We start from the raw sequence: 20,030 nt of genomic DNA on the forward strand, positions 1-20,030 counted from the left end.
GCGTGACCGACACCAACGACGCACGCCGTGACGAGCTCGCCCGCAGCCTCCGTGCGGTCCGCGACCGCATCGAGACCGCGGCCGCCACGGCCGGTCGCGCACCGGACGAGGTCACCCTGATCGTGGTCACCAAAACCTACCCTGCCTCCGACGTCGCGCTCCTCGGCGACCTGGGGGTCACCGACGTCGGCGAGAACCGCCACCCGGAGGCGGCCCGCAAGCGGGAGGAGGCGGGCGATCCTGCCGCCGCCCTCCGGTGGCACTTCGTGGGCGCCCTGCAGACCAACAAGGCTGCCGCGGTGGCCCGCTACGCCGACGTCGTCCACTCGGTGGACCGGCCCAGGCTCGTCGATGCGCTCGACCGTGGCGCGCGTCAGGCGGGCCGTACCCTCGGCGTGCTCGTCCAGGTCAACCTCGAGGGCCGCGACGACGACCCCGCCGGGAGGGCCGGCGCCGCCCCCGGCGACGTCCTGGGGCTCGCCGCGCAGGTCGACGCGGCAGAGGCGCTGCGGCTCGAAGGCGTGATGGCCGTGGCCCCCCTCGACGCCGACCCCGACGACGCGTTCGCGCGCCTCGCGGAGGTGGCGGCCAGCGTCGCGGCGGCGTACCCGCGTGCGACGGCGATCTCCGCGGGCATGAGCGGTGACCTGGAGGTGGCTGTCAAGCACGGCGCGACACACGTACGGATCGGGCGTTCGGTGCTCGGAGAGCGCCCTCCGCTCCGGTAGGTTGAGGGCGACGGTGAGCACACCGCCGGTTCATGAGTTCGAGCAAGCAGCGTGGTTTTCAGGGAGGTCAGGCGATGGCTGGCGCGATGCGCAAGATGGGTGAGTACCTCGGCCTCGTCGAGCAGTCCGGCGAGTACGACGAGTACGACGACTACGAGTCGGAGCCGGAGGCCGCGCGTCGGCCCGTCCGACCGGCGGGCCCGGCCGTGCGCGAGGCGGAGCCGCGGCCTGTCGCCCGGATCGACGACCGGCGCCGACCGGCGTCGACCCCGACGGTCGTGCCCGCGCCGGCAGAGTTCACGAGGATCACGACGCTGCACCCGCGGACCTACAACGAGGCCCGGATCATCGGCGAGCACTTCCGCGAGGGCACCCCGGTCATCATGAACCTCAGCGAGATGGACGACAACGACGCCAAGCGTCTCGTCGACTTCGCGGCCGGACTCATCTTCGCCGTCTACGGGTCGATCGAGCGGATCACGAGCAAGGTGTTCCTTCTTTCGCCGCCCAATGTGACGGTCACTGCGGAGGATCGCCAGCGCCTCGCGCAGGGCGGGTTCTTCAACCAGAGCTGACGTAGGACACACTGTCGTTCATGGTCGTCGTCGGTGAGGTCATCAACTTCGTTCTGTGGGCGTGCATCCTGCTCCTGCTGGCCCGCTTCGTCATCGACTGGGTCCAGGTGCTGTCACGCTCGTGGCAGCCCAAGGGCATCGTGCTCGTGTTCTGCGAGGCGATCTACTCGGTCACCGATCCGCCGATGCGGGCGGTGCGCCGCGTGATCCCGCCGATCCGCTTCGGCGGGATGGCGCTCGACCTGTCGCCGATGGTGCTGCTGATCGGCCTCTACCTTCTCCAGATCATCAACGCTCAGATCTTCTTCCGCTGAGCATGAGCCTTCTTTCCCGCGGGGGAGTCGCACTAAGGTGGTTCCCCACGGGGTGCCGCAGGGATGGCTTCCCCGACCAAGTACCGTTGTCAGGACTGTCCGATGAAACATGACCCCGAGGTGAAACCATGCCGTTGACGCCAGAGGACGTGCGGAACAAGCGATTTACCCCGGTCCGCCTTCGTGAGGGCTACGACATGGGCGAGGTCGACCAGTTCCTCGACGAGGTTGAGGCCGAGCTCGAGCGTCTGACCCTGGAGAACGAGGACCTGAGGAGCAAGCTCGCTTCCGCCTCGTCCGGCTCCGGCTCGTCGACCTCGTCGTTCGACAGCTTCCGCGCGCCCGCCCCGGCTCCGGCGCCGATGGCTCCGCCGCCGCCGGCTCCGATGCCGGTCCAGGCGCAGTCGCCGGCCTCCTCGTCGGTGGGTGACGCCTCCAGCGCCGCTGCCCGCCTCCTCGAGATCGCGACGCACAACGCCGACGAGCTCGTCGACGCCGCCAAGAACGAGGCCGACCGGATCCTGGGTGAGGCCCGGACCAAGGCCGACCGGGTCGAGAACGAGGCTCGGGGCAAGGCGGAGCGGCTCGAGAGCGAGGCGCGGATGCGCGCCCAGAAGCTCGACGCCGAGACCGCCGAGCGCCGCCAGCAGGCCTTCGGCAACATCGAGAAGGAGCGCGACGACCTCAACCGCGAGCTCGAGCGGCTCCGCACCTTCGAGCGCGAGTACCGCAGCCGCCTCAAGAGCTACTTCCAGGCGCAGCTCTCGCACCTCGAGGGCGAGCAGCCGGTCGCGGCGTCGCTGCCGACCAGCAGCCCGACGCCTGCGGCGGTGCACGGGTCCCCCACCCCGGAGCACGCGCCGCGCCGTCTCAAGTCGCTGTTCGGCGACGACGAGCGCTCCTGAGCCACCGGCTCTTCACCGCACGTTCGAAGGCCCCGTCCGACCATCGGGTCGGAGGGGGCCTTCGCACGTCGGCGACCTGCTCAGGCCTTGCGCAGCGAGACGGTCACCCCCAGGTCCTCGTCGGTCGCCACGTGTCCGTCGACGACTGCCGGACCTTGCGCGATCTCGACCGCGAGGACCTCGTCCGCGATCGTGGACTCATGGGCCCGGACCGCCTCCGCGGTTTCTCCCTCGGCCGCCCACGTCACGCGGATCCGGTCGGTGAGGTCGAGACCGGCGTTCTTGCGCGCCTCCTGGAGCATGCGGACGACCTCGCGTGCGGTGCCGGCCCGGAGGAGGTCCTCGTCGAGGTCCAGGTCGAGCGCGACGGTCTCGCCCTGGTCGTTGACGACGGCCCAGCCCTCTCGAGGACGTTCCGACACGATGACGTCGTCGGCCGTCACCTCGATCGTCTCGCCGTCCACCTGCAGGGCGTACGACCCGCCGTCCGCGACGGCTGCGGCGAGCTCGGCGGCGTCGGCCTCTGCGACAGCGCCGGCCACCTTCGGCGTCTGCTTGCCGAACCGCTTGCCGAGGCTGCGGAAGTTGCCCTTGGCCGAGTGCTCCACGAGGTCACCCGACGCAGCCGCCAAAGACTCCAGGGAGCCGACGTTGAGCTCGTCGCACACCTCTGCCCGAAGCTCGTCGCCGAGCTGCTCCCACGCACGTGAGGGGACCAGCGCACGGCGAAGCGGCTGCCGCGTCCGGACCTTGGCCTCGGCGCGTGCGGCACGTCCCAGCTCGGTGACCCGCCGCGCGAGCGCGACCTGCTCGTCCAGACCGTTGACCGCCAGCGACTCGTCGGCCACGGGCCACGACGCCAGGTGCACCGACGGCGGCGCATCGGGGTCGGACGCACGGACGAGGTCCTGCCAGACCCGCTCGGTGACGAACGGGACCAACGGCGCCATCAGACGCGTGAGCACGTCGAGCGTGTCGTGCAAGGTCGCGAGCGCCGCAGGATCACCGCTCCAGAACCGGCGCCGGGAGCGGCGGACGTACCAGTTGGACAGGTCGTCGACGAACTGCGAGAGGAGGGCGCCGGCGCGCTGGGTGTCGAACCGCTCCAGGCAGGTCGTGACCTCGGAGACCAGGCCCTGTGTCCGCGAGACCAGCCAGCGGTCGAGGATCGGGCGCTCCGCGACGGGCGGTGCGCCGTCGGCAGGCGACCAGTGGGCGGTGCGCGCGTACAGGACGTGGAAGGCGACGGTGTTCCAGTAGGTCAGCAGGACCTTGCGCACGATCTCCTGCAGCGCCGAGTGCCCCACACGGCGGGCCTGCCACGGCGAGCCTGAGCAGGCCATGAACCAGCGGACGGCGTCGGCGCCGTGCTCGTCCATCAAGGGGACGGGGAGCAGGATGTTGCCCAGGTGCTTGGACATCTTGCGGCCGTCCTCGGCGAGGATGTGCCCCAGGCAGACGACGTTCTCGTACGAGTTCTGGTCGAAGACGAGGGTCGAGACGGCCATCAGCGAGTAGAACCATCCCCGCGTCTGGTCGATCGCCTCGCAGATGTACTGGGCGGGGAAGGCCTGGCGGAACTTCTCCTCCGAGCCGGGCAGGTGCGGGTATCCCCACTGCGCGAAAGGCATCGACCCGGAGTCGAACCATGCGTCGATGACCTCCGGCACTCGACGGTAGGTGCCCTCCTCGCCCTCGACCGTGAAGGTGACGTCGTCGATGTACGGGCGGTGCGGGTCGAGGTCGGACAGGTCGCGCCCGGTGAGCTCCGACAGCTCCGCGAGCGACCCGACGCACACCAGCCGGCCGGGATCGGCGTCGTTGCGCCAGATCGGCAGCGGGGTGCCCCAGTAGCGGTTGCGCGACAGGGACCAGTCGACGTTGTTCTGCAGCCAGTCGCCGTAGCGGCCCCACTTGATCGTCTGCGGGAACCAGTTCGTGCTCTCGTTCTCGCGCAGCAGTGCGTCCTTGGCTGCCGTGGTGCGGACGTACCAGGCGGGGGAGGCGTAGTACATCAGAGGCGTGTGGCAGCGCCAGCAGTGCGGGTAGCTGTGCTCGTAGGGGAGGTGGCGGAAGAGCAGGCCTCGACGCTCGAGGTCCTCGACCAGGATCGCGTCGGCCTTCTTGAAGAACGCGCCGCCAACCAGGTCCAGCCCGTCCTCGAAGTGGCCGGTGGGGTCGATCGGGTTGACCATCGCCACGCCGTTGCGCTTCCCGGACGCGAAGTCGTCCGCGCCGAACGCTGGCGCCTGGTGGACCAGGCCCGAGCCGTCGTCGGTGGTGACGTAGTCCTCGGTCACCACGTAGTGCGCGTTGTCGTCGGGCCAGTCGACGAGGTCGAACGGACGCGCGTACGTCCACCCCTCGAGCTCGGCGCCCTCGAAGCGCGCATCGACGGTCCATCCTTCGCCGAGGGCCGTCTCGACCAAGGGCTCCGCGACGACGAGCGTCTCGTGCCCGTTGCTGACCGCCACGTACGTGATGTCGGCCTTGGCCGCGACCAGGGCGTTGGACACCAACGTCCACGGCGTGGTCGTCCAGACCAGCAACGAGGCCTCGCCGGCCAGGGGACCAGAGGTCAGAGGGAAGCGCACGTAGACCGACGGGTCGACGACCGACTCGTACCCCTGGGCGACCTCATGGTCGCTCAGGCCGGTGCCGCATCGCGGACAGTACGGCGCCACGCGGTAGTCCTCCGCGAGCAGCCCTTTGTCGAAGATCTGCTGCAGAGCCCACCAGACGCTCTCGACGTACGGCGTGTCCATCGTGCGGTACGGGTTGTCCGTGTCGACCCAGTAGCCCATCCGCTCGGTCATCTGCTCGAACAGGCCGACGTTGCGCAGCACCGCCTCGCGGCACTTCGCGTTGAACTCGGCGACACCGAAGGCTTCGATGTCGGGCTTGCCGTTGAAGCCGAGCTCCTTCTCGACGGCGATCTCGACGGGGAGGCCGTGGCAGTCCCAGCCGCCCTTGCGCTCGACCAGGTAGCCCTGCATCGTGCGGAACCGCGGGAACACGTCCTTGAAGACCCGCGCCTCGACGTGGTGGACGCCCGGCGTGCCGTTGGCGGTCGGAGGGCCCTCGTAGAACGTCCAGCGCGGGGCGCCGTCGCGCCGTTCGAGCGAGGCCTCGAAGGTGCCTTCCCGCTCCCAGAGCGCGATCATGTCGCGCTCCATGGCGGGTAGGTCCACGTGGGCGGGAACAGCGGGGTACGCGGCGGTCACGGTCTTCCTCCGACAAGTCACGAAAGCTTCGGCTCGGCGAAGGGACGAGGCGCTCGGCCCCGCGGTACCACCCTCCTTGGTGGACGACGATCCGCCCACCCTCTCTGGTCTGCCGCTGCGCGGGTCTAGTGAGCGCACGGTGTGCGCCGTTCTTCCGGCGGCTCCGAGGTGATACGGCGTACGGCTGGGCTCCGGGCTCGCACCAACCCCGGATCGCTCGTGCTCAGGAGACGTACGCCGCGCGTCCTCGTCGATGCCTGCGGCGGACACCAGTCTAGTGCAGCACGCCAGGAGTCGGGCAGAGCGGGCGACACAGGCAAATCGGCTTGTGAACGGCCGAACGCCCGCCTATTGTTCGGGCACCACGTCACATCGAGGCGATCCCGAGCGGATGGCCTCGATGTGTGGCATTTCGTGCACATCGAGGGGGCCAGAGATGGCGAGCACGACCAAGACCAGCAAGCGCAGTGCCGCGTCGCGCGGCGTGGCAGCCGTGAAGGGTGCCGCACGCAAGGTGGCGAGCAAGGCGACGCCCTCGAAGAAGGCGCCGGACACGACGACGACCGCCACGAAGGCGGCGCCGGCCAAGAAGGCGACCCTGAAGAAGGCGCCGGCGGCCAAGAAGGCGGCGCCGGTCAAGAAGGCGACCGCCACGAAGGCGGCGGCTAAGAAGACGACCGCCAAGAAGTCGCCGGCGGCTAAGAAGACGACCGCCAAGAAGACGGCGCCGGCCAAGAAGGCGACCGCCACGAAGGCGGCGCCGGTCAAGAAGACGGCGCCGGCCAAGAAGACGGCGCCGGCCAAGAAGGCGACCGCGAAGAAGGCGGCGCCGGCCAAGAAGGCGACCGCGAAGAAGACACCAGCCAAGGGCGCCGCGAAGCGACCCCGTACGACAGGAGCACCGAGAACTGTGACGAACCCGACGACGACCGGCTCCTTGGCTGTCAAGGCCGACGAGGCTCCCTGGTCCGCCGACGAGATTTCGGAGGTCCGCGCCGCGCTGGAGGCCGACCGGACCCGACTCCTGGACGAGATCCAGGTGGCCGAGCGTGGACTCGCCGACCTCCTCAGCGGGGGAGTAGACGGGGCGGGCAACGACCAGGCCGACGTGGGCTCCACGTCCCTCGAGCGCGACGCGGAGATGTCGCTCGCCGCGAACCACCGCGAGCTTCTCCTCCAGGTGGAGAAGGCCCTCGCCCGGATCGAGGCCGGCACCTACGGCAACTGCGAGATCTGCGGTCAGCCGATCGGGAAGATGCGGCTGATGGCGTTCCCCCGTGCCACACTGTGCATGACATGCAAGCAACGCGAGGAACGTCGCTGACCCCCGATCACGACGCCGACCACCCCCCAGCACGGTCCCGACGGATCGTGCTGTTCGCGGTGGTCGCGCTGGTCGGCTACCTCACCGACCTCATCACCAAGATCATCGCCGTCGCACGCCTCGAGGACGCCGACCCCGTCGTCCTCGTGCCGCACGTGCTCCACCTCACCTTCCTGCGCAACCCGGGCGCCGCCTTCGGGATGGCGACCGGGTTCACGATCGTGCTCACGCTCATCGCCATCACGGTGTGCGTGGTCGTGATCCGGATGGCCCGACAGCTGCGCGACCCCTTGTGGGCCGTCGGACTGGGTCTCCTCCTGGCAGGCGCCCTGGGCAACCTGACCGACCGGATCTTCCGAGAGCCCTCGCCGCTCGAGGGCCACGTCGTCGACTTCCTGCAGTTCCCCGACTGGCCACCCAACTGGCCGGTCTTCAACATCGCCGACGTGATGATCAACATCGCGGCGGTCATCATCGTCCTGCAGACCGTCCGCGGTGTCGGTCTCGACGGCACCCGGGCAGCCAAGAAGGCCGGCTCCGAGCCGGAAGCGCCATGACCGGCCCCGCCGCAGCCGCGGAGCAGCGTGCCTACTTCGTCCCGGACGGGCTCGCGGGCGAGCGGCTCGACGCCGCGCTGGCCCGCCTCCTGGGCCTCTCGCGCAGCCGTGTCGCCGAGCTCGTCGCCGACGGCCTGGTCACGGTGGACCACAAGCCGGCGTCCAAGTCGGACCGCGTCGAGGCCGGGGCGTTCCTGGAGGTCGAGATCCCGCGGCAGCGCGACGTCGCCGAGGTTGTCCCCGAGATCGTCGACGACCTCCGCATCGTCCACGACGACGACGAGATCGTCGTCGTCGACAAGCCGGCGGGGGTCGCCGCCCACCCCAGCGTCGGGTGGACCGGGCCGACCGTCGTGGGTCACCTGGCCGGCGCCGGCTTCCGGATCAGCACCTCGGGTGCCCCGGAGCGACAGGGCATCGTCCAGCGGCTCGACGTCGGGACCAGCGGGCTGATGGTCGTCGCGAAGTCGGAGCACGCCTACACCGTCCTCAAGCGCGCCTTCCGCGAGCGCGAGGTCGACAAGACCTACCACGCGATGGTGCAGGGGCACCCGGACCCGCTCGAGGGCACGGTCGACGCCCCGATCGCCCGCCACCCGAAGCACGACTGGAAGTTCGCCGTGATGGCCGACGGACGGGCCAGCGTGACGCACTACGAGACGCTCGAGGCGCACCGCTTCGCGAGCCTCCTCGAGATCAAGCTCGAGACCGGTCGTACGCACCAGATCCGAGTCCACATGGCCGCGCTGAAGCATCCGTGCGTCGGCGATCCGCTCTACGGCTCGGACCCGACGTTGACCAAGCGGGTGGGGCTCGAACGCCAGTGGCTGCACGCCCACAGGCTCGGCTTCGAGCATCCTCGGACCCGTGACTGGGTGACGTTCACCTCGCCGTACCCCGACGACCTGGAGCGTGCGCTCGAGGTCATCCGCAACGCCGACTGACACCTGCCGACCACCGATCGAGACCACCCCGCGAGCCTCGTCCCGGGTGTCGGTCGGTGGTCGTAGGCTGTCATCGACCCCCTCGCCGGCCCGTTCTTCCAGGAGGCCCCACCCCGATGTCGAGCGCCGACTCGTTCGTGCACCTGCACGTCCACACCGAGTACTCCATGCTCGACGGGGCGGCCCGGCTGACCGAGATGTTCGCGCGGACGGCCGAGCTCGGGATGGACGCCATCGCGATGACCGACCACGGCAACGTGTTCGGGGCGTACGACTTCTACGCCAAGGCGAAGGCGGCCGGGGTCAAGCCGATCATCGGCATGGAGGCCTACCTCACCCCCGACACCCACCGCTCGGAGCGCAAGCGCGTCCAGTGGAACAAGGGCGGCGGTGACGACGTCTCGGGCGGCGGTGCGTTCACGCACATGACGCTGCTCGCCGAGAGCACCACCGGGATGCACAACCTGTTCCGGCTGTCGTCGCGGTCCTCGCTCGAGGGCTTCTTCTACAAGCCCCGTGCCGACCGCGAGCTTCTCGCCGAGTACGCCGAGGGGCTCATCGCGACGACCGGGTGCCCGTCCGGCGAGGTGCAGACGTGGCTCCGCATCGGCGACTACGCGAGGGCTCGCCAGTCCGCCGCTGAGTTCATGGACATCTTCGGCCGTGACAACTTCTTCGTCGAGCTCATGGACCACGGCCTCTCGATCGAGACGCGGGTCCGGGACGACCTCCTGCGCCTCGCCAAGGACCTCGACCTCCGCCTCGTCGCCACCAACGACTCGCACTACACCAACCCGGAGGACAGCACGGCGCACGAGGCGCTGCTGTGCGTGCAGTCCGGCAAGACGCTGGCCGACCCGACGCGGTTCAAGTTCGACGGCAACGGCTACTACATCAAGTCGCCGCAGGAGATGCGGCAGATCTGGGAGCAGGACGCCGGTCTGGCCGAGGCGTGCGACACGACACTGCTGATCGCGCAGCGGTGCGAGGTCGAGTTCACCGAGGGCAACGGCACTTTCATGCCGCGGTTCCCGGTCCCCGAGGGCGAATCGGAGGAGACGTGGCTCCTCAAGGAGGTCGACCGCGGGCTGGCTGATCGCTACCCCCAGGGCATCACGGAGGAGGTGCGGGCCCGCGCCGACTTCGAGGTCGATGTCATCCTCAAGATGGGCTTCGCCGGATACTTCCTCGTCGTTGCCGACTTCATCAACTGGGCCAAGGAGAACGGCATCCGGGTGGGGCCCGGCCGAGGCTCCGGCGCCGGATCGATGGTCGCGTACGCGATGCGCATCACCGATCTGGACCCGATCGTCCACGGCCTGATCTTCGAGCGGTTCCTCAACCCCGACCGTGTCTCGATGCCCGACTTCGACGTCGACTTCGACGAGCGTCGGCGCGGCGAGGTCATCCGCTACGTCACCGACAAGTACGGCGACGACCGCGTCTCGCAGATCGTCACCTACGGCACGATCAAGTCCAAGCAGGCCGTCAAGGACGCGTCGCGCGTGCTGGGCTACCCGTTCTCCATGGGAGAGCGGATCACCAAGGCGATGCCGCCGGTGATCATGGGCAAGGACGTCCCGCTCAAGGAGATCTTCAACGCCGGGCACGCCCGCTACAACGAGGGCGGCGAGTTCCGGTCGCTCTATGACACCGACCCCGACGCCAAGCGCGTGGTCGACACGGCGGTCGGCCTCGAGGGCCTCAAGCGTCAGTGGGGCGTCCACGCCGCCGGCGTCATCATGTCGAGCGAGCCGTTGCTCGACATCATCCCGGTGATGAAGCGCGAGCAGGACGGCGCGATCATCACCCAGTTCGACTACCCGACGTGCGAGGCGCTCGGACTGATCAAGATGGACTTCCTGGGGTTGCGCAACCTCACGGTCCTCGACGACGCCCTCGACAACATCCGCGCCAACCGTGGCGAGGAGGTCGTCCTCGAGGACCTCGAGCTGAGCGACGAGGAGACCTTCGCGCTGCTGTCGCGCGGCGACACCCTCGGCGTCTTCCAGCTCGACGGCGGCCCGATGCGAGCCCTGCTGCGGAGCATGCGCCCCGACAGCTTCGAGGACATCTCCGCCGTCGGTGCGCTCTATCGTCCCGGCCCGATGGGCGCCGACTCGCACAACAAGTACGCCCGCCGCAAGAACGGGCGCGAGAAGGTCGAGCCGATCCACCCCGAGCTCGCTGACGCCCTCGAGGACATCCTGGGCGAGACGTACGGCCTGATCGTGTACCAAGAGCAGGTCATGGCCATCGCGCAGCAGCTGGCGGGCTACTCGCTCGGACAGGCCGACCTGCTCCGCCGCGCGATGGGCAAGAAGAAGAAGTCCGAGCTGGACAAGCAGTTCGAGAACTTCTCCGCCGGCATGAACGCGCGCGGCTTCTCGGCGGCGGCGGTCAAGACGCTGTGGGACATCCTGCTGCCGTTCTCCGACTACGCCTTCAACAAGGCGCACTCGGCGGCGTACGGAGTCGTGTCGTTCTGGACCGCCTACCTCAAGGCGCACTACCCGGCCGAATACATGGCCGCCCTCCTCACCAGCGTGCGCGGAGACAAGGACAAGTCGGCGATCTACCTCAACGAGTGCCGCCGGATGGGCATCAAGGTGCTTCCGCCCGACGTCAACGACTCCGAGGCCAACTTCACGGCCGTCGACCGCGACATCCGGTTCGGTCTGTCCGCCGTGCGCAACGTGGGGCACAACGTCGTGGACGCCATCGTCGAGGCGCGGACGGAGAAGTCCCCGTTCACCGACTTCGCCGACTTCATGGAGAAGGTCCCGCCGGTCGTCTGCAACAAGCGCGTGATCGAGTCGCTGATCAAGTCCGGATCCTTCGACTCGCTCAAGCACCACCGCCGCGCCCTGGTGACCGTCCACGAGGATGCCGTCGACCAGTACGTCGACATCAAGCGCAACGAGGCGATCGGGCAGGACTCGCTCTTCGCCGGCCTCGACGACGCCGATGCCGGGTTCGCCGGTTCGGCCGTCGTCGTCCCCGACCTCGACGAGTGGGACAAGACGACGCTGCTCGCCCACGAGCGCGAGATGCTCGGCCTGTACGTCTCCGACCATCCGCTGTTCGGTCTGGAGCACGTCCTCCGTGCGGCCAGCGACTGCACGATCGGCGATGTGATCGCCGACGAGGAGCGACCCGACGGGGCGCAGATCGCGGTGGCCGGCCTGGTGACCTCGATCCAGCGCAAGCTGACCAAGAAGGGCGATCCCTGGGCCATCGTGACCGTCGAGGACCTCGAGGGTGCCGTCAACGTGATGCTCTTCCCGTCGGTCTACACCTTGTCGGGGCACCTTCTCGTCGAGGACGCGGTGGTGGTGGTCAAGGGACGCCTCAAGCGCAAGGAGGACACGCCCGAGATCGCGGCGACCGAGCTCACGGCCGCGGATCTGAGCGTGGGTGACGACGGTCCCGTCGTCCTCTCCATCCCGACCGCGCGCTGCACTCCGCCAACCCTCGACCAGCTCCGCGACGTCCTCGCGAGCCACCCCGGCGCCACCGAGGTCCACCTGCGTCTGGTGGGGACCAAGAGCACCAAGCTCATGCGCCTGGACCCGCGCCTTCGCGTGTCCCCGTCGTCGTCGTTGATCGCCGACCTCAAGGCACTGCTCGGTCCCGGCTGCCTCGTCTCGTGACCGCGCCGACGCGTCCGTACCCCGTGGGGGAGGATGGACACCGCGCCCGTCGCGGGCGCAGGGCACAGGAGGAACGTGTGCGCAGGACACGCAAGGGTGGCTTCGCGACGGTGGTCGGCTTCGTCGTTGCCGGTGCCGTCGCCGGGGTCCTCTGGGCCCTGCTCAGCGACCCCATCCAGTACACCGTCGTCCGGATCGGCGACCAGTCCGGGCTGAGCGCAGACGAGGCGGCGTCGACCGCGCAGTTCGGCGTCGAAGTCACCTATGCCTGGATCGGCGCGGTGATCGCGGCGCTGTGGGGCTCCGTCGCCACCTGGCTCTGGGGACGCGCCGGCGGCAACGCCGTGATCGTCCGGACTGCTCTGGGCGCCGTCGTCGGTGCGCTGGTGGCATGGGGGACAGGCGTGCTGGCCGGGCCCCCTGAGCCGACTGTCGGCTCGCGGCCGGCGGGTGCCACGGTCTCCGGGCAGGTCGCCCTCGACGCGTACGGGATGCTCTTCGTCTGGCCGGTCGCCGCGCTCCTCGGGCTGCTCCTCGTCGCGTGGTTGACCCTCCCGCGGGAGCCGGCCGCCGGCACGCACCGCGACGACGCGCCGCTGCCTCCCGTCGGCGTCTGACGGCCAGCCGGGGCCCCGAGCCGCGGGTGCATCACGGTTGTCCGCAACGTCGGGCTGGGGCAGGGTGGAGGCAAGCCGATGACCTGCCCAGGGGCGCTCAGTGCGTGACCCTGCAGGCAGGACCGGGATCCCACCGCAGAGAGGGGCACGCATGCACTTCCAGTGGCTGACTGAGCAGCTTCCGTCCGACGAGATGCTGGCGACCGTGGTCATGGACGCAAGTCGCGACACCGAGAGCGGGGACCGGACCGTCGCGGCACGATGGTCCGAGCTCCGCCGCTCGCTCGACGGGCAAGGGATCACGCCGGAGATGTCAGCGGTGCTGGAAGAGCAGGTGCTGCAGCCGACCAGGGCCACAGGTCCGCACGGGCGTCTCATCGTCGCCTCGGACGAAGGCATCCTCATGGACCGCCTGCTCCTCTTCCCGCCCCGCAAGGACGAGGCCGTCCTCTCCACGGGGCCGGACGTCTTCGCCCTGGCGCGGGAGGCCGACGACACCGTCAGATATCTCCTGGCGGCGATCGACCGGACCGGCGCTGACGTCACCCTGTACGACTCCACCTCCGGCGCCGTCGGCGGTTCACCGGTCCGCGAGAGCGTGGACGGCGACCACGACGTGCTCAACAAGATTCGCGGGGGAGGACTCTCGCACAAGCGGATCGAGAGCCGCGTCGAGGACTCGTGGGAGCGCAACGCCGAGACCGTCGCCGCGGATCTCGACCGGATCGTGAGCGAGCGTCGTCCTGACCTCCTCGTCATCACCGGAGACGTCCGGGCCGTCGCGCTGGTTCACGGTGCGCTCGGCGCGGCCGCCAAGGACCTCACCGAGCACGTGCCGGGCGGCGCTCGTCACAACGGGATCAACGGTGCGTTCGAGGCGAAGGTGGACGAGGTGCTCGAGGCGTTCCGGGTCCGGCGCCGGGCAGCCTCGGTCGACCGCTTCCGTCAGGAGCTCGGCCGCAACGCCATGGCCGTGACGGGCATCGACCGGGTCATCGACGCCCTGCGTAAGGCGCAGGTGGAGGAGCTTCTCATCACCGACGAGGTCGCAGGACCGGTCAGCACGCTTGCCGATGTCATGGTCTGGGTGGGTGACAAGCCGCTCGAGCTGTCCATGCACCGCGACGAGATCCGTCAGCTCTCGTCCGGAGATGCCCGAGCGCGACGCGGCGACATCGCGCTCGGCACGGCCGCGGCGCAGCAGGATGCCGGCATCACGATCGTCTACGGCGAGGACGACCTCCTCACCGACGGGGTCGGTGCGGTGCTGCGCTGGGATCCCGCGAAGCCCTCGGGCCTGGTCGAGCCCGCCTGAGGCCGTCGTCCGCGACGTGTCGAGTTCGGGTCGTTTCTGCGTCTGAAAAGCGACCCGAACCCTTCACGTCGCGGACGGGGCCGACGGACGGGCGGATGGGCGGACGGGACGAGCCGCCACCTGGCCGCGTTAGTTGGGCGACCAGGCGGTACGGGCCACGTCCACGGCGGGGAGGCTCGGCACCGCCCTCATGGCACCGATCTCGGTGATCATCAGGTGGTGGTAGCGGCGCAGCCTCTCGGCCGCGTCGTCCGCCTCGAGCAGCTCCTGGCGGTCGGGGAGCGTCAGCACCGCACTCGAGGCCAGGAGGTAGGAGAGGTCGACCGGGTCGCCCGGCAGGTCGTCGACGCTCGCGTCCAGCCGGAAGCGGTTGAGCTCGGTGCGGTAGACGTCGAACACGGCGTGCGCCTTGTCGGCGGCCACGACCGCTCCCTCGCCCACGGGCTCCTCCAGGTCCTCGACGTGGCCCCACATGAAGCTCTCGCCCGTGACACCCGCGTCGAGCCGGATCCGGCCGATCGCGTCCACGGTCACGTCGTACCGGCCGTCGTCGTAGCCGGTCACGTCGGTCAGTGCCACCTCCACACCCACCCGGTGGATGGACTGCACCCCGCTCTCGCCGACCTCGTAGCCCTCGCGGATCGACACGATGCCGAACCGGCGCTCGGGCTCGGGGAGGTCGAGCAGATAGGTGACGAGCTCGCGATAGCGGTCCTCGAAGACGTGCAGGGACACCGTCTGTCCCGGGAGGACGACGCTTCCGAGGGGGAACAGCGGGATCGTGCGTGCCACGCCGTCAGCCTAGCCGCGCGGCGGACACGGGCAGGGCCGGCGCGTCACTCTCCGTAGACTTGAGGCATGATCCGTCGCACCGACCTGCGGGAGACCCCCGCGGGCACGACTCCCGCGCAGTACCGCGCGCTGCTTCCTCGCGCGCCGTTCGACGTCGAGGCGGCCGTCGAGGTCGTCCGTCCGGTCGTCGACGACGTGCGACACCGCGGTGAGGCGGCGGTGCTGGACGCGACCGAGCGGTTCGACCAGGTGCAACGCGCGTCCCTCGCGGTGCCGGCCGAGGAGGCCGACGCTGCCCTCGCGTCGTTGGCGCCCGACGTCCGCGCCGCGCTCGAGGAGTCGATCCGCCGGCTCCGCGCGACCTGCGAGGCCGAGCTCGATCGCGACGTCGTCACCGACCTCGGCCCCGGAGCCCGTGTCGAGCGGCGCATCGTGCCGGTCGGACGCGTCGGCCTGTACGTCCCGGGCGGGCTCGCCCCGCTGGTCTCGAGCGTCATCATGAACGCCGTCCCGGCCCAGGTCGCGGGCGTCCGGTCGCTGGCCCTCGCGACGCCGCCGCAGCGCGAGTACGGCGGCGCTCCGCACCCGACGGTCCTGGCAGCGTGCGCGCTGCTGGGTGTCGACGAGGTGTACGCCGTCGGCGGCGCCCAGGCGATCGCGATGTTCGCCTATGGCGCCGGCCCGTGCGAGCCGGTCGACCTGGTCACCGGACCGGGCAACATCTACGTGGTGGCGGCCAAGCGCCTGGTGCAGAGCGTGACGGGGATCGACTCCGAGGCCGGGCCGACGGAGATCGCGATCCTGGCCGACGACACGGCGACACCGGCCTTCGTCGCCGCGGACCTGATCAGCCAGGCCGAGCACGACCCCCTCGCGGCGGCCGTGCTGGTGACCCCGAGCCCCGCTCTGGCCGACGCCGTCGACGAGGAGCTGGCCCGCCAGGTGCCCGCGGCCAAGCACGCCCAGCGCATCGAGACCGCGCTGACGTCCACGCAGTCGGCGACCGTTCTCGTCCGCGACGTGCAGCAGGGCCTCGAGGTCGTCAACGCCTACGCCGCCGAGCACCTGGAGATCCAGACCGCCGACGCCGCCGGTGTCGCCTCCCAGGTCGAGAACGCCGGCGCGGTGTTCGTCGGGAGCTGGTCGCCGGTCTCGCTCGGCGACTACGCGGCCGGCTCCAACCACGTGCTCCCCACCGCAGGCTGCGCGTGCCGCTCCTCGGGGCTGTCGGTGCGCTCGTTCTGCAAGACCATGCAGGTCGTCACCTACGACGAGCCGGCGCTGCGTGAGGTCGGCCCCGAGGTCGTGGTCCTCGCCGAGGCAGAGGATCTCCCGTCCCACGGCGCGGCCGTGTCGGCGCGTCTCGACGCACCTGAGGGGAGGAGCGGCTCGTGAGCGTCCCGGAGTGGGTGCCCATCCGGGCCGATCTCCGAGGCTTCGAGCCGTACGGCGCGCCGCAGCTCGACGTCCCCGTGCAGCTGAACGTCAACGAGAACCCGTACGGCCCGTCCAAGGCCACGGCCGACGACGTCGCCGAGTCGCTGCGCGTGGTCGCCACGGACCTCAACCGCTACCCCGACCGTGAGGCGTGGGCGCTGCGGACGGCGTTGGCGTCGTACCTCGGGCACGGTCTCACCGCCGACGCGGTGTGGGCGGCCAACGGCTCCAACGAGGTCATGCAGCAGATCCTGCAGGCCTTCGGCGGCCCGGGGCGGACTGCCGCGTCGTTCACCCCGACGTACTCGATGTATCCCGAGTACGCCCGCAACACCCACACGCGCTGGCTCACCGGTCGCCGCGCCGACGACTTCACCTTCGACGTCGAGGCCGCGCTCGCCCTGGTCACCGCGGAGCAGCCGGACGTCGTCCTGCTCGCGTCGCCCAACAACCCGACAGGGGAGTCGTTGACCCTCGAGGCGGTGCGCGCGGTCTACGACGCGGCGCCCGGCCTGGTCGTCGTCGACGAGGCGTACGCGGAGTTCCGCCGGCCGGAGACCCCGACCGCGCTGTCGCTGCTCGGCGAGCACCCCCGGCTGGTCGTCACACGCACGATGAGCAAGGCGTTCGCGTTCGCCGGAGGCCGGGTCGGCTACCTGGCGGCCGACCCCGCGATCGTCGACGCGCTCCGCATCGTCCGCCTCCCGTACCACCTGTCGGCCGTCACCCAGACCGTGGCGCTCGCCGTGCTGCGTCACGCCGACGAGATGCTGGCACGGGTGGCCGAGCTTCGGGAGACGCGGGACGAGACGGCACGCTGGTTGCGCGAGCAGGGCCTCGAGGTCGTCGACTCCGACGCCAACTTCGTGCTGTTCGGCACGTTCGGCGACCGGCACGCCGTGTGGCAGGGCCTGCTCGACCAGGGCGTCCTCATCCGCGAGACCGGTCCCGAGGGGTGGCTGCGGGTCAGCGTCGGCACGCCCGAGGAGATGACGGCCTTCCGCGAGGCCCTGGTCACCACCCTCGAGACCCCGTCGATCCGTCAGGAGAACGCATGACCACGATCGAGACCACCGGACCCCGCCGCGCCCGGGTGGAGCGCAAGACCTCCGAGTCCCACGTCGTGGTGGAGGTCGACCTGGACGGTACCGGGACGCACGACATCTCCACGGGCGTCGGCTTCTACGACCACATGCTCACCGCGCTCTCGCGCCACTCGCTGATCGACCTCACGGTGCGGTCGGAGGGTGATCTCCACATCGACGCCCACCACACGGTCGAGGACACCGCGATCTGCATCGGCGAGGCGATCAAGGCCGCGCTGGGCGACAAGGCCGGCATCCGGCGGTACGGCGACGCGCTCGTGCCCCTGGACGAGGCGCTCGCCCAGGCTGTCGTCGACGTGTCGGGACGCCCCTACTTCGTGCACAGCGGTGAGCCCGAATCGCAGGTGACGGTCGTCATCGGCGGTCAGTACAGCGGCTCCCTCACGCAGCACGTCCTCGAGTCGCTCGCCCACCACGCGGGGTTGACGATGCATGTCCGGCTCGTGGCCGGTCGCGACCCGCACCACATCGCGGAGGCCCAGTTCAAGGCCGTCGCCCGGGCCCTGCGCCAGGCCGTCGAGCGCGATCCGCGCGAGACCGGGGTGCCGAGCACGAAGGGTGCCCTGTGAGCCCGGACGTCGTCGTCCTCGACTACGGGTCGGGCAACCTGCGGTCGGCGGTGCGCGCGCTCGAGCGGGCCGGCGCGAACGTGACCTTGACCTCCGACTTCGCCACCGCCCTCGGCTCGGACGGCCTCGTCGTGCCCGGGGTCGGGGCGTACGCCGCCTGCATGCAGGGTCTGCGGGCGGTCCGCGGCGACCAGCTGATCGGTCGACGGCTCGCCGGAGGACGCCCGGTGCTCGGGATCTGCGTGGGGATGCAGATCCTCTTCGAGACCGGGATCGAGCACGGGGTGCGCACCGAGGGGTGCGGCGAGTGGCCTGGCACCGTGGAGCGGATCGACGCCGACATCGTGCCGCACATGGGGTGGAACACCGTCGAGGCACCCGCCGACTCGGTCCTGTTCGACGGGATCGCCGACGAGCGGTTCTACTTCGTCCACTCCTACGGCGTACGCCGCTGGGAGCTGACCGACACCCATGCGGCGATGCCGGCGCGGGTCACCTGGGCGTCGTACGGGGGAGACCGGTTCGTGGCCGCCGCGGAGAACGGGCCGCTCTCGGCCACCCAGTTCCACCCGGAGAAGTCCGGCGACGCGGGCGCGGCGCTGCTGCGCAACTGGGTACGGTCGCTCTCCTGAGCGCGTGCGCGAGACGACCTGCGCGAGCGTTGTGATCGGAGCGCGCGAAACCCTGCCCGCGAGGATCGACGCCCTCTAGCGTCACGGGCATGCCGCCTGCCTCGTCGTCCTACGCCCGTCGCGACGTCCTCCGGCTCGGTGCCGGCGCGGCCGCCGCCCTCGTCGCTGCGCGCGCGGTCGGAGGATCGGCGGCCGCAGCGGCACCCGCCCCAGGGTCTCTCCTCCCTCTGACCGAAGGACCGATCCTCAAGCCGCTGCCCCCGGAGTGGTTCGTGCCGCTCGGGACCAACGCGGAGATGCGGTGGGACTCGGTGGACCCGCGCCGTTACCTCACGGCACCCGAGCGGCTCTTCGTCCGCAACCACACGCGCACACCGATCATCGACGCCCGCACCTGGGAGCTGAGGATCCACGGTGACGGGCTCGCGGATCCCCGCACGCCGGAGCGAGCGCACGTGCTGACCTACCGCGACCTCCGTCGTCTCCCGGCGCGGACCGTCACCACCGTCCTGGAGTGCACCGGAAACGGTCGGACCCTGTTCGCGACCCAGCAGGGGACGCCGGTGAGCGGGACGGCGTGGGGCCTCGGAGCGGTGGGGACCGTGCGCTGGACCGGGGTGCCGCTGTCACTCGTCCTGCGGCGGCTGGGGATCCGTCGCGACGCGGTCGACATCCAGGCCACCGGGCTCGACGAACCGTTCGTCAGCGGGGGAGTCGACTACGGGCGTGTGCGCCGCCCGTTCCCCGTCGCCAAGGCCCTCGAGGACGCCCTGCTCGTCTACGCGATGGACGGGCGGCCGCTGCTGCCCGACCACGGCTTCCCCGTACGCCTGCTCCTGCCGGGCTGGGTCGGCATCGCCAGCATCAAGTGGCTCGGCGAGCTCGAGGTGTCGCGTACGACCCTGACCTCGCCCTGGAACACGAAGTGGTACCGGATGACCGGGCCGGACTACCCCGCGGACTCGCCGCCCCTGACCGTCCTCCCGGTGAAGTCGGTGTTCGAGCCGCCGACCGGGCTGGCGAGCGGTCGCCGCACGGTGCTGACCGGGCGGTCGTGGTCGGGTGCGGGAGCGATCCGCCGCGTCGAGGTGAGCACCGACGGTGGCGAGACGTGGCAGCGCGCGCGTACCGACCGTGCCCGCGGCAGTGGCTGGACGCAGTGGTCGCACCCGTGGCGGCCCCGGTCCTCGGGGGAGCACGTGCTGCTGGCCCGCGCGACCGACGTCACCGGGCGCACCCAGCCGGACCAGGTGCCGTTCAACGACGGCGGATACTTCTTCTCGGCCGTGGTCCAGAACCGGGTGGCCGTCGCCTGACACCGGTGGTCCCGAGTGCTGG

At 70.4% G+C, this 20,030-nt stretch carries 17 protein-coding genes; 15 read left to right on the plus strand and 2 right to left on the minus strand.

The window, feature by feature from the left end; translation table 11 throughout:
* Window positions 1–2: 2 nt before the first annotated feature.
* The 4 genes from KV100_RS17645 to KV100_RS17660 all read left to right on the plus strand — a co-directional run bounded on the left by KV100_RS17645 (window position 3) and on the right by KV100_RS17660 (window position 2,522).
* Window positions 3–728, plus strand: coding sequence for a YggS family pyridoxal phosphate-dependent enzyme (locus KV100_RS17645; protein WP_220344394.1), 726 nt, complete (start codon window positions 3–5; stop codon window positions 726–728).
* 74 nt (window positions 729–802) lie between these two features.
* Window positions 803–1,303: a cell division protein SepF gene (locus KV100_RS17650; RefSeq protein ID WP_220344395.1), complete on the plus strand. Its 501-nt coding sequence runs from the start codon at window positions 803–805 to the stop codon at window positions 1,301–1,303.
* A 20-nt stretch (window positions 1,304–1,323) separates the two neighbouring features.
* Complete coding sequence (locus KV100_RS17655; protein WP_220344396.1) at window positions 1,324–1,617, plus strand: YggT family protein; 294 nt, start codon at window positions 1,324–1,326, stop codon at window positions 1,615–1,617.
* A gap of 128 nt (window positions 1,618–1,745) precedes the next feature.
* Window positions 1,746–2,522: a DivIVA domain-containing protein gene (locus KV100_RS17660; protein WP_220344397.1), complete on the plus strand. Its 777-nt coding sequence runs from the start codon at window positions 1,746–1,748 to the stop codon at window positions 2,520–2,522.
* Between the two features lie 80 nt (window positions 2,523–2,602).
* Here the strand turns inward: KV100_RS17660 and ileS are convergent, their stop codons facing one another.
* Complete coding sequence (gene ileS / locus KV100_RS17665; RefSeq protein ID WP_220344740.1) at window positions 2,603–5,698, minus strand: isoleucine--tRNA ligase; 3,096 nt, start codon at window positions 5,696–5,698, stop codon at window positions 2,603–2,605.
* A gap of 484 nt (window positions 5,699–6,182) precedes the next feature.
* On the opposite strand from ileS, the gene KV100_RS20265 reads away from it, so the two are divergent.
* From KV100_RS20265 to KV100_RS17695, 6 genes are all read left to right on the plus strand, one after another.
* Window positions 6,183–7,070, plus strand: coding sequence for a TraR/DksA C4-type zinc finger protein (locus KV100_RS20265; protein WP_220344398.1), 888 nt, complete (start codon window positions 6,183–6,185; stop codon window positions 7,068–7,070).
* Window positions 7,043–7,627 (plus strand): signal peptidase II, encoded by a 585-nt coding sequence (lspA, locus tag KV100_RS17675; RefSeq protein WP_220344399.1) that lies wholly within the window; start codon window positions 7,043–7,045, stop codon window positions 7,625–7,627. The genes KV100_RS20265 and lspA overlap by 28 nt, the downstream gene beginning before the upstream one ends.
* Window positions 7,624–8,571 carry an RluA family pseudouridine synthase gene (locus KV100_RS17680; RefSeq protein WP_220344400.1) on the plus strand — a complete coding sequence of 316 codons (948 nt, stop codon included), beginning with the start codon at window positions 7,624–7,626 and terminating at the stop codon, window positions 8,569–8,571. The genes lspA and KV100_RS17680 overlap by 4 nt, the downstream gene beginning before the upstream one ends.
* A gap of 116 nt (window positions 8,572–8,687) precedes the next feature.
* The gene (gene dnaE / locus KV100_RS17685) at window positions 8,688–12,224 is read left to right on the plus strand and encodes a DNA polymerase III subunit alpha (RefSeq protein WP_220344401.1); all 3,537 of its coding nucleotides are present in this window, start codon (window positions 8,688–8,690) and stop codon (window positions 12,222–12,224) included.
* 77 nt (window positions 12,225–12,301) lie between these two features.
* Entirely contained in the window at window positions 12,302–12,841 is a 540-nt protein-coding gene (locus tag KV100_RS17690; RefSeq protein ID WP_220344402.1) for a hypothetical protein, read from the plus strand.
* A gap of 151 nt (window positions 12,842–12,992) precedes the next feature.
* Window positions 12,993–14,156 (plus strand): Vms1/Ankzf1 family peptidyl-tRNA hydrolase, encoded by a 1,164-nt coding sequence (locus tag KV100_RS17695; protein WP_220344403.1) that lies wholly within the window; start codon window positions 12,993–12,995, stop codon window positions 14,154–14,156.
* A 129-nt stretch (window positions 14,157–14,285) separates the two neighbouring features.
* On the opposite strand, the gene KV100_RS17700 is transcribed toward KV100_RS17695, so the two are convergent.
* The gene (locus KV100_RS17700) at window positions 14,286–14,948 is read right to left on the minus strand and encodes an LON peptidase substrate-binding domain-containing protein (protein WP_220344404.1); all 663 of its coding nucleotides are present in this window, start codon (window positions 14,946–14,948) and stop codon (window positions 14,286–14,288) included.
* A 66-nt stretch (window positions 14,949–15,014) separates the two neighbouring features.
* Between KV100_RS17700 and hisD the strand changes: the two genes are divergently transcribed.
* From hisD to KV100_RS17725, 5 genes are all read left to right on the plus strand, one after another.
* Window positions 15,015–16,343 (plus strand): histidinol dehydrogenase, encoded by a 1,329-nt coding sequence (gene hisD / locus KV100_RS17705; protein ID WP_220344405.1) that lies wholly within the window; start codon window positions 15,015–15,017, stop codon window positions 16,341–16,343.
* Window positions 16,340–17,443 carry a histidinol-phosphate transaminase gene (locus KV100_RS17710; RefSeq protein WP_301022856.1) on the plus strand — a complete coding sequence of 368 codons (1,104 nt, stop codon included), beginning with the start codon at window positions 16,340–16,342 and terminating at the stop codon, window positions 17,441–17,443. The genes hisD and KV100_RS17710 overlap by 4 nt, the downstream gene beginning before the upstream one ends.
* A complete protein-coding gene (hisB, locus tag KV100_RS17715) occupies window positions 17,440–18,060 on the plus strand; it encodes an imidazoleglycerol-phosphate dehydratase HisB (RefSeq protein ID WP_220344406.1) in 621 nt (206 codons plus the stop codon). The genes KV100_RS17710 and hisB overlap by 4 nt, the downstream gene beginning before the upstream one ends.
* The gene (gene hisH / locus KV100_RS17720) at window positions 18,057–18,692 is read left to right on the plus strand and encodes an imidazole glycerol phosphate synthase subunit HisH (protein ID WP_220344407.1); all 636 of its coding nucleotides are present in this window, start codon (window positions 18,057–18,059) and stop codon (window positions 18,690–18,692) included. The genes hisB and hisH overlap by 4 nt, the downstream gene beginning before the upstream one ends.
* A gap of 89 nt (window positions 18,693–18,781) precedes the next feature.
* Complete coding sequence (locus KV100_RS17725) at window positions 18,782–20,008, plus strand: sulfite oxidase (protein WP_220344408.1); 1,227 nt, start codon at window positions 18,782–18,784, stop codon at window positions 20,006–20,008.
* The last annotated feature ends 22 nt before the right edge of the window (window positions 20,009–20,030 follow it).

It is taken from the genome of Mumia sp. zg.B21, from assembly GCF_019550855.1.
Taxonomy (GTDB): Bacteria; Actinomycetota; Actinomycetes; order Propionibacteriales; family Nocardioidaceae; genus Mumia.

Coding starts and splice junctions, on each gene's coding strand:
- KV100_RS17680 (WP_220344400.1), top strand. CDS start 7,624: ATGACCGGCCCCGCCGCAGCCGCGGAGCAGCGTGCCTACTTCGTCCCG.
- KV100_RS17725 (WP_220344408.1), top strand. CDS start 18,782: ATGCCGCCTGCCTCGTCGTCCTACGCCCGTCGCGACGTCCTCCGGCTC.
- KV100_RS20265 (WP_220344398.1), top strand. CDS start 6,183: ATGGCGAGCACGACCAAGACCAGCAAGCGCAGTGCCGCGTCGCGCGGC.
- KV100_RS17650 (WP_220344395.1), top strand. CDS start 803: ATGGCTGGCGCGATGCGCAAGATGGGTGAGTACCTCGGCCTCGTCGAG.
- lspA (WP_220344399.1), top strand. CDS start 7,043: ATGCAAGCAACGCGAGGAACGTCGCTGACCCCCGATCACGACGCCGAC.
- ileS (WP_220344740.1), bottom strand. CDS start 5,698: ATGGAGCGCGACATGATCGCGCTCTGGGAGCGGGAAGGCACCTTCGAG.
- hisD (WP_220344405.1), top strand. CDS start 15,015: ATGATCCGTCGCACCGACCTGCGGGAGACCCCCGCGGGCACGACTCCC.
- hisB (WP_220344406.1), top strand. CDS start 17,440: ATGACCACGATCGAGACCACCGGACCCCGCCGCGCCCGGGTGGAGCGC.
- KV100_RS17655 (WP_220344396.1), top strand. CDS start 1,324: ATGGTCGTCGTCGGTGAGGTCATCAACTTCGTTCTGTGGGCGTGCATC.
- KV100_RS17660 (WP_220344397.1), top strand. CDS start 1,746: ATGCCGTTGACGCCAGAGGACGTGCGGAACAAGCGATTTACCCCGGTC.
- dnaE (WP_220344401.1), top strand. CDS start 8,688: ATGTCGAGCGCCGACTCGTTCGTGCACCTGCACGTCCACACCGAGTAC.
- KV100_RS17695 (WP_220344403.1), top strand. CDS start 12,993: ATGCACTTCCAGTGGCTGACTGAGCAGCTTCCGTCCGACGAGATGCTG.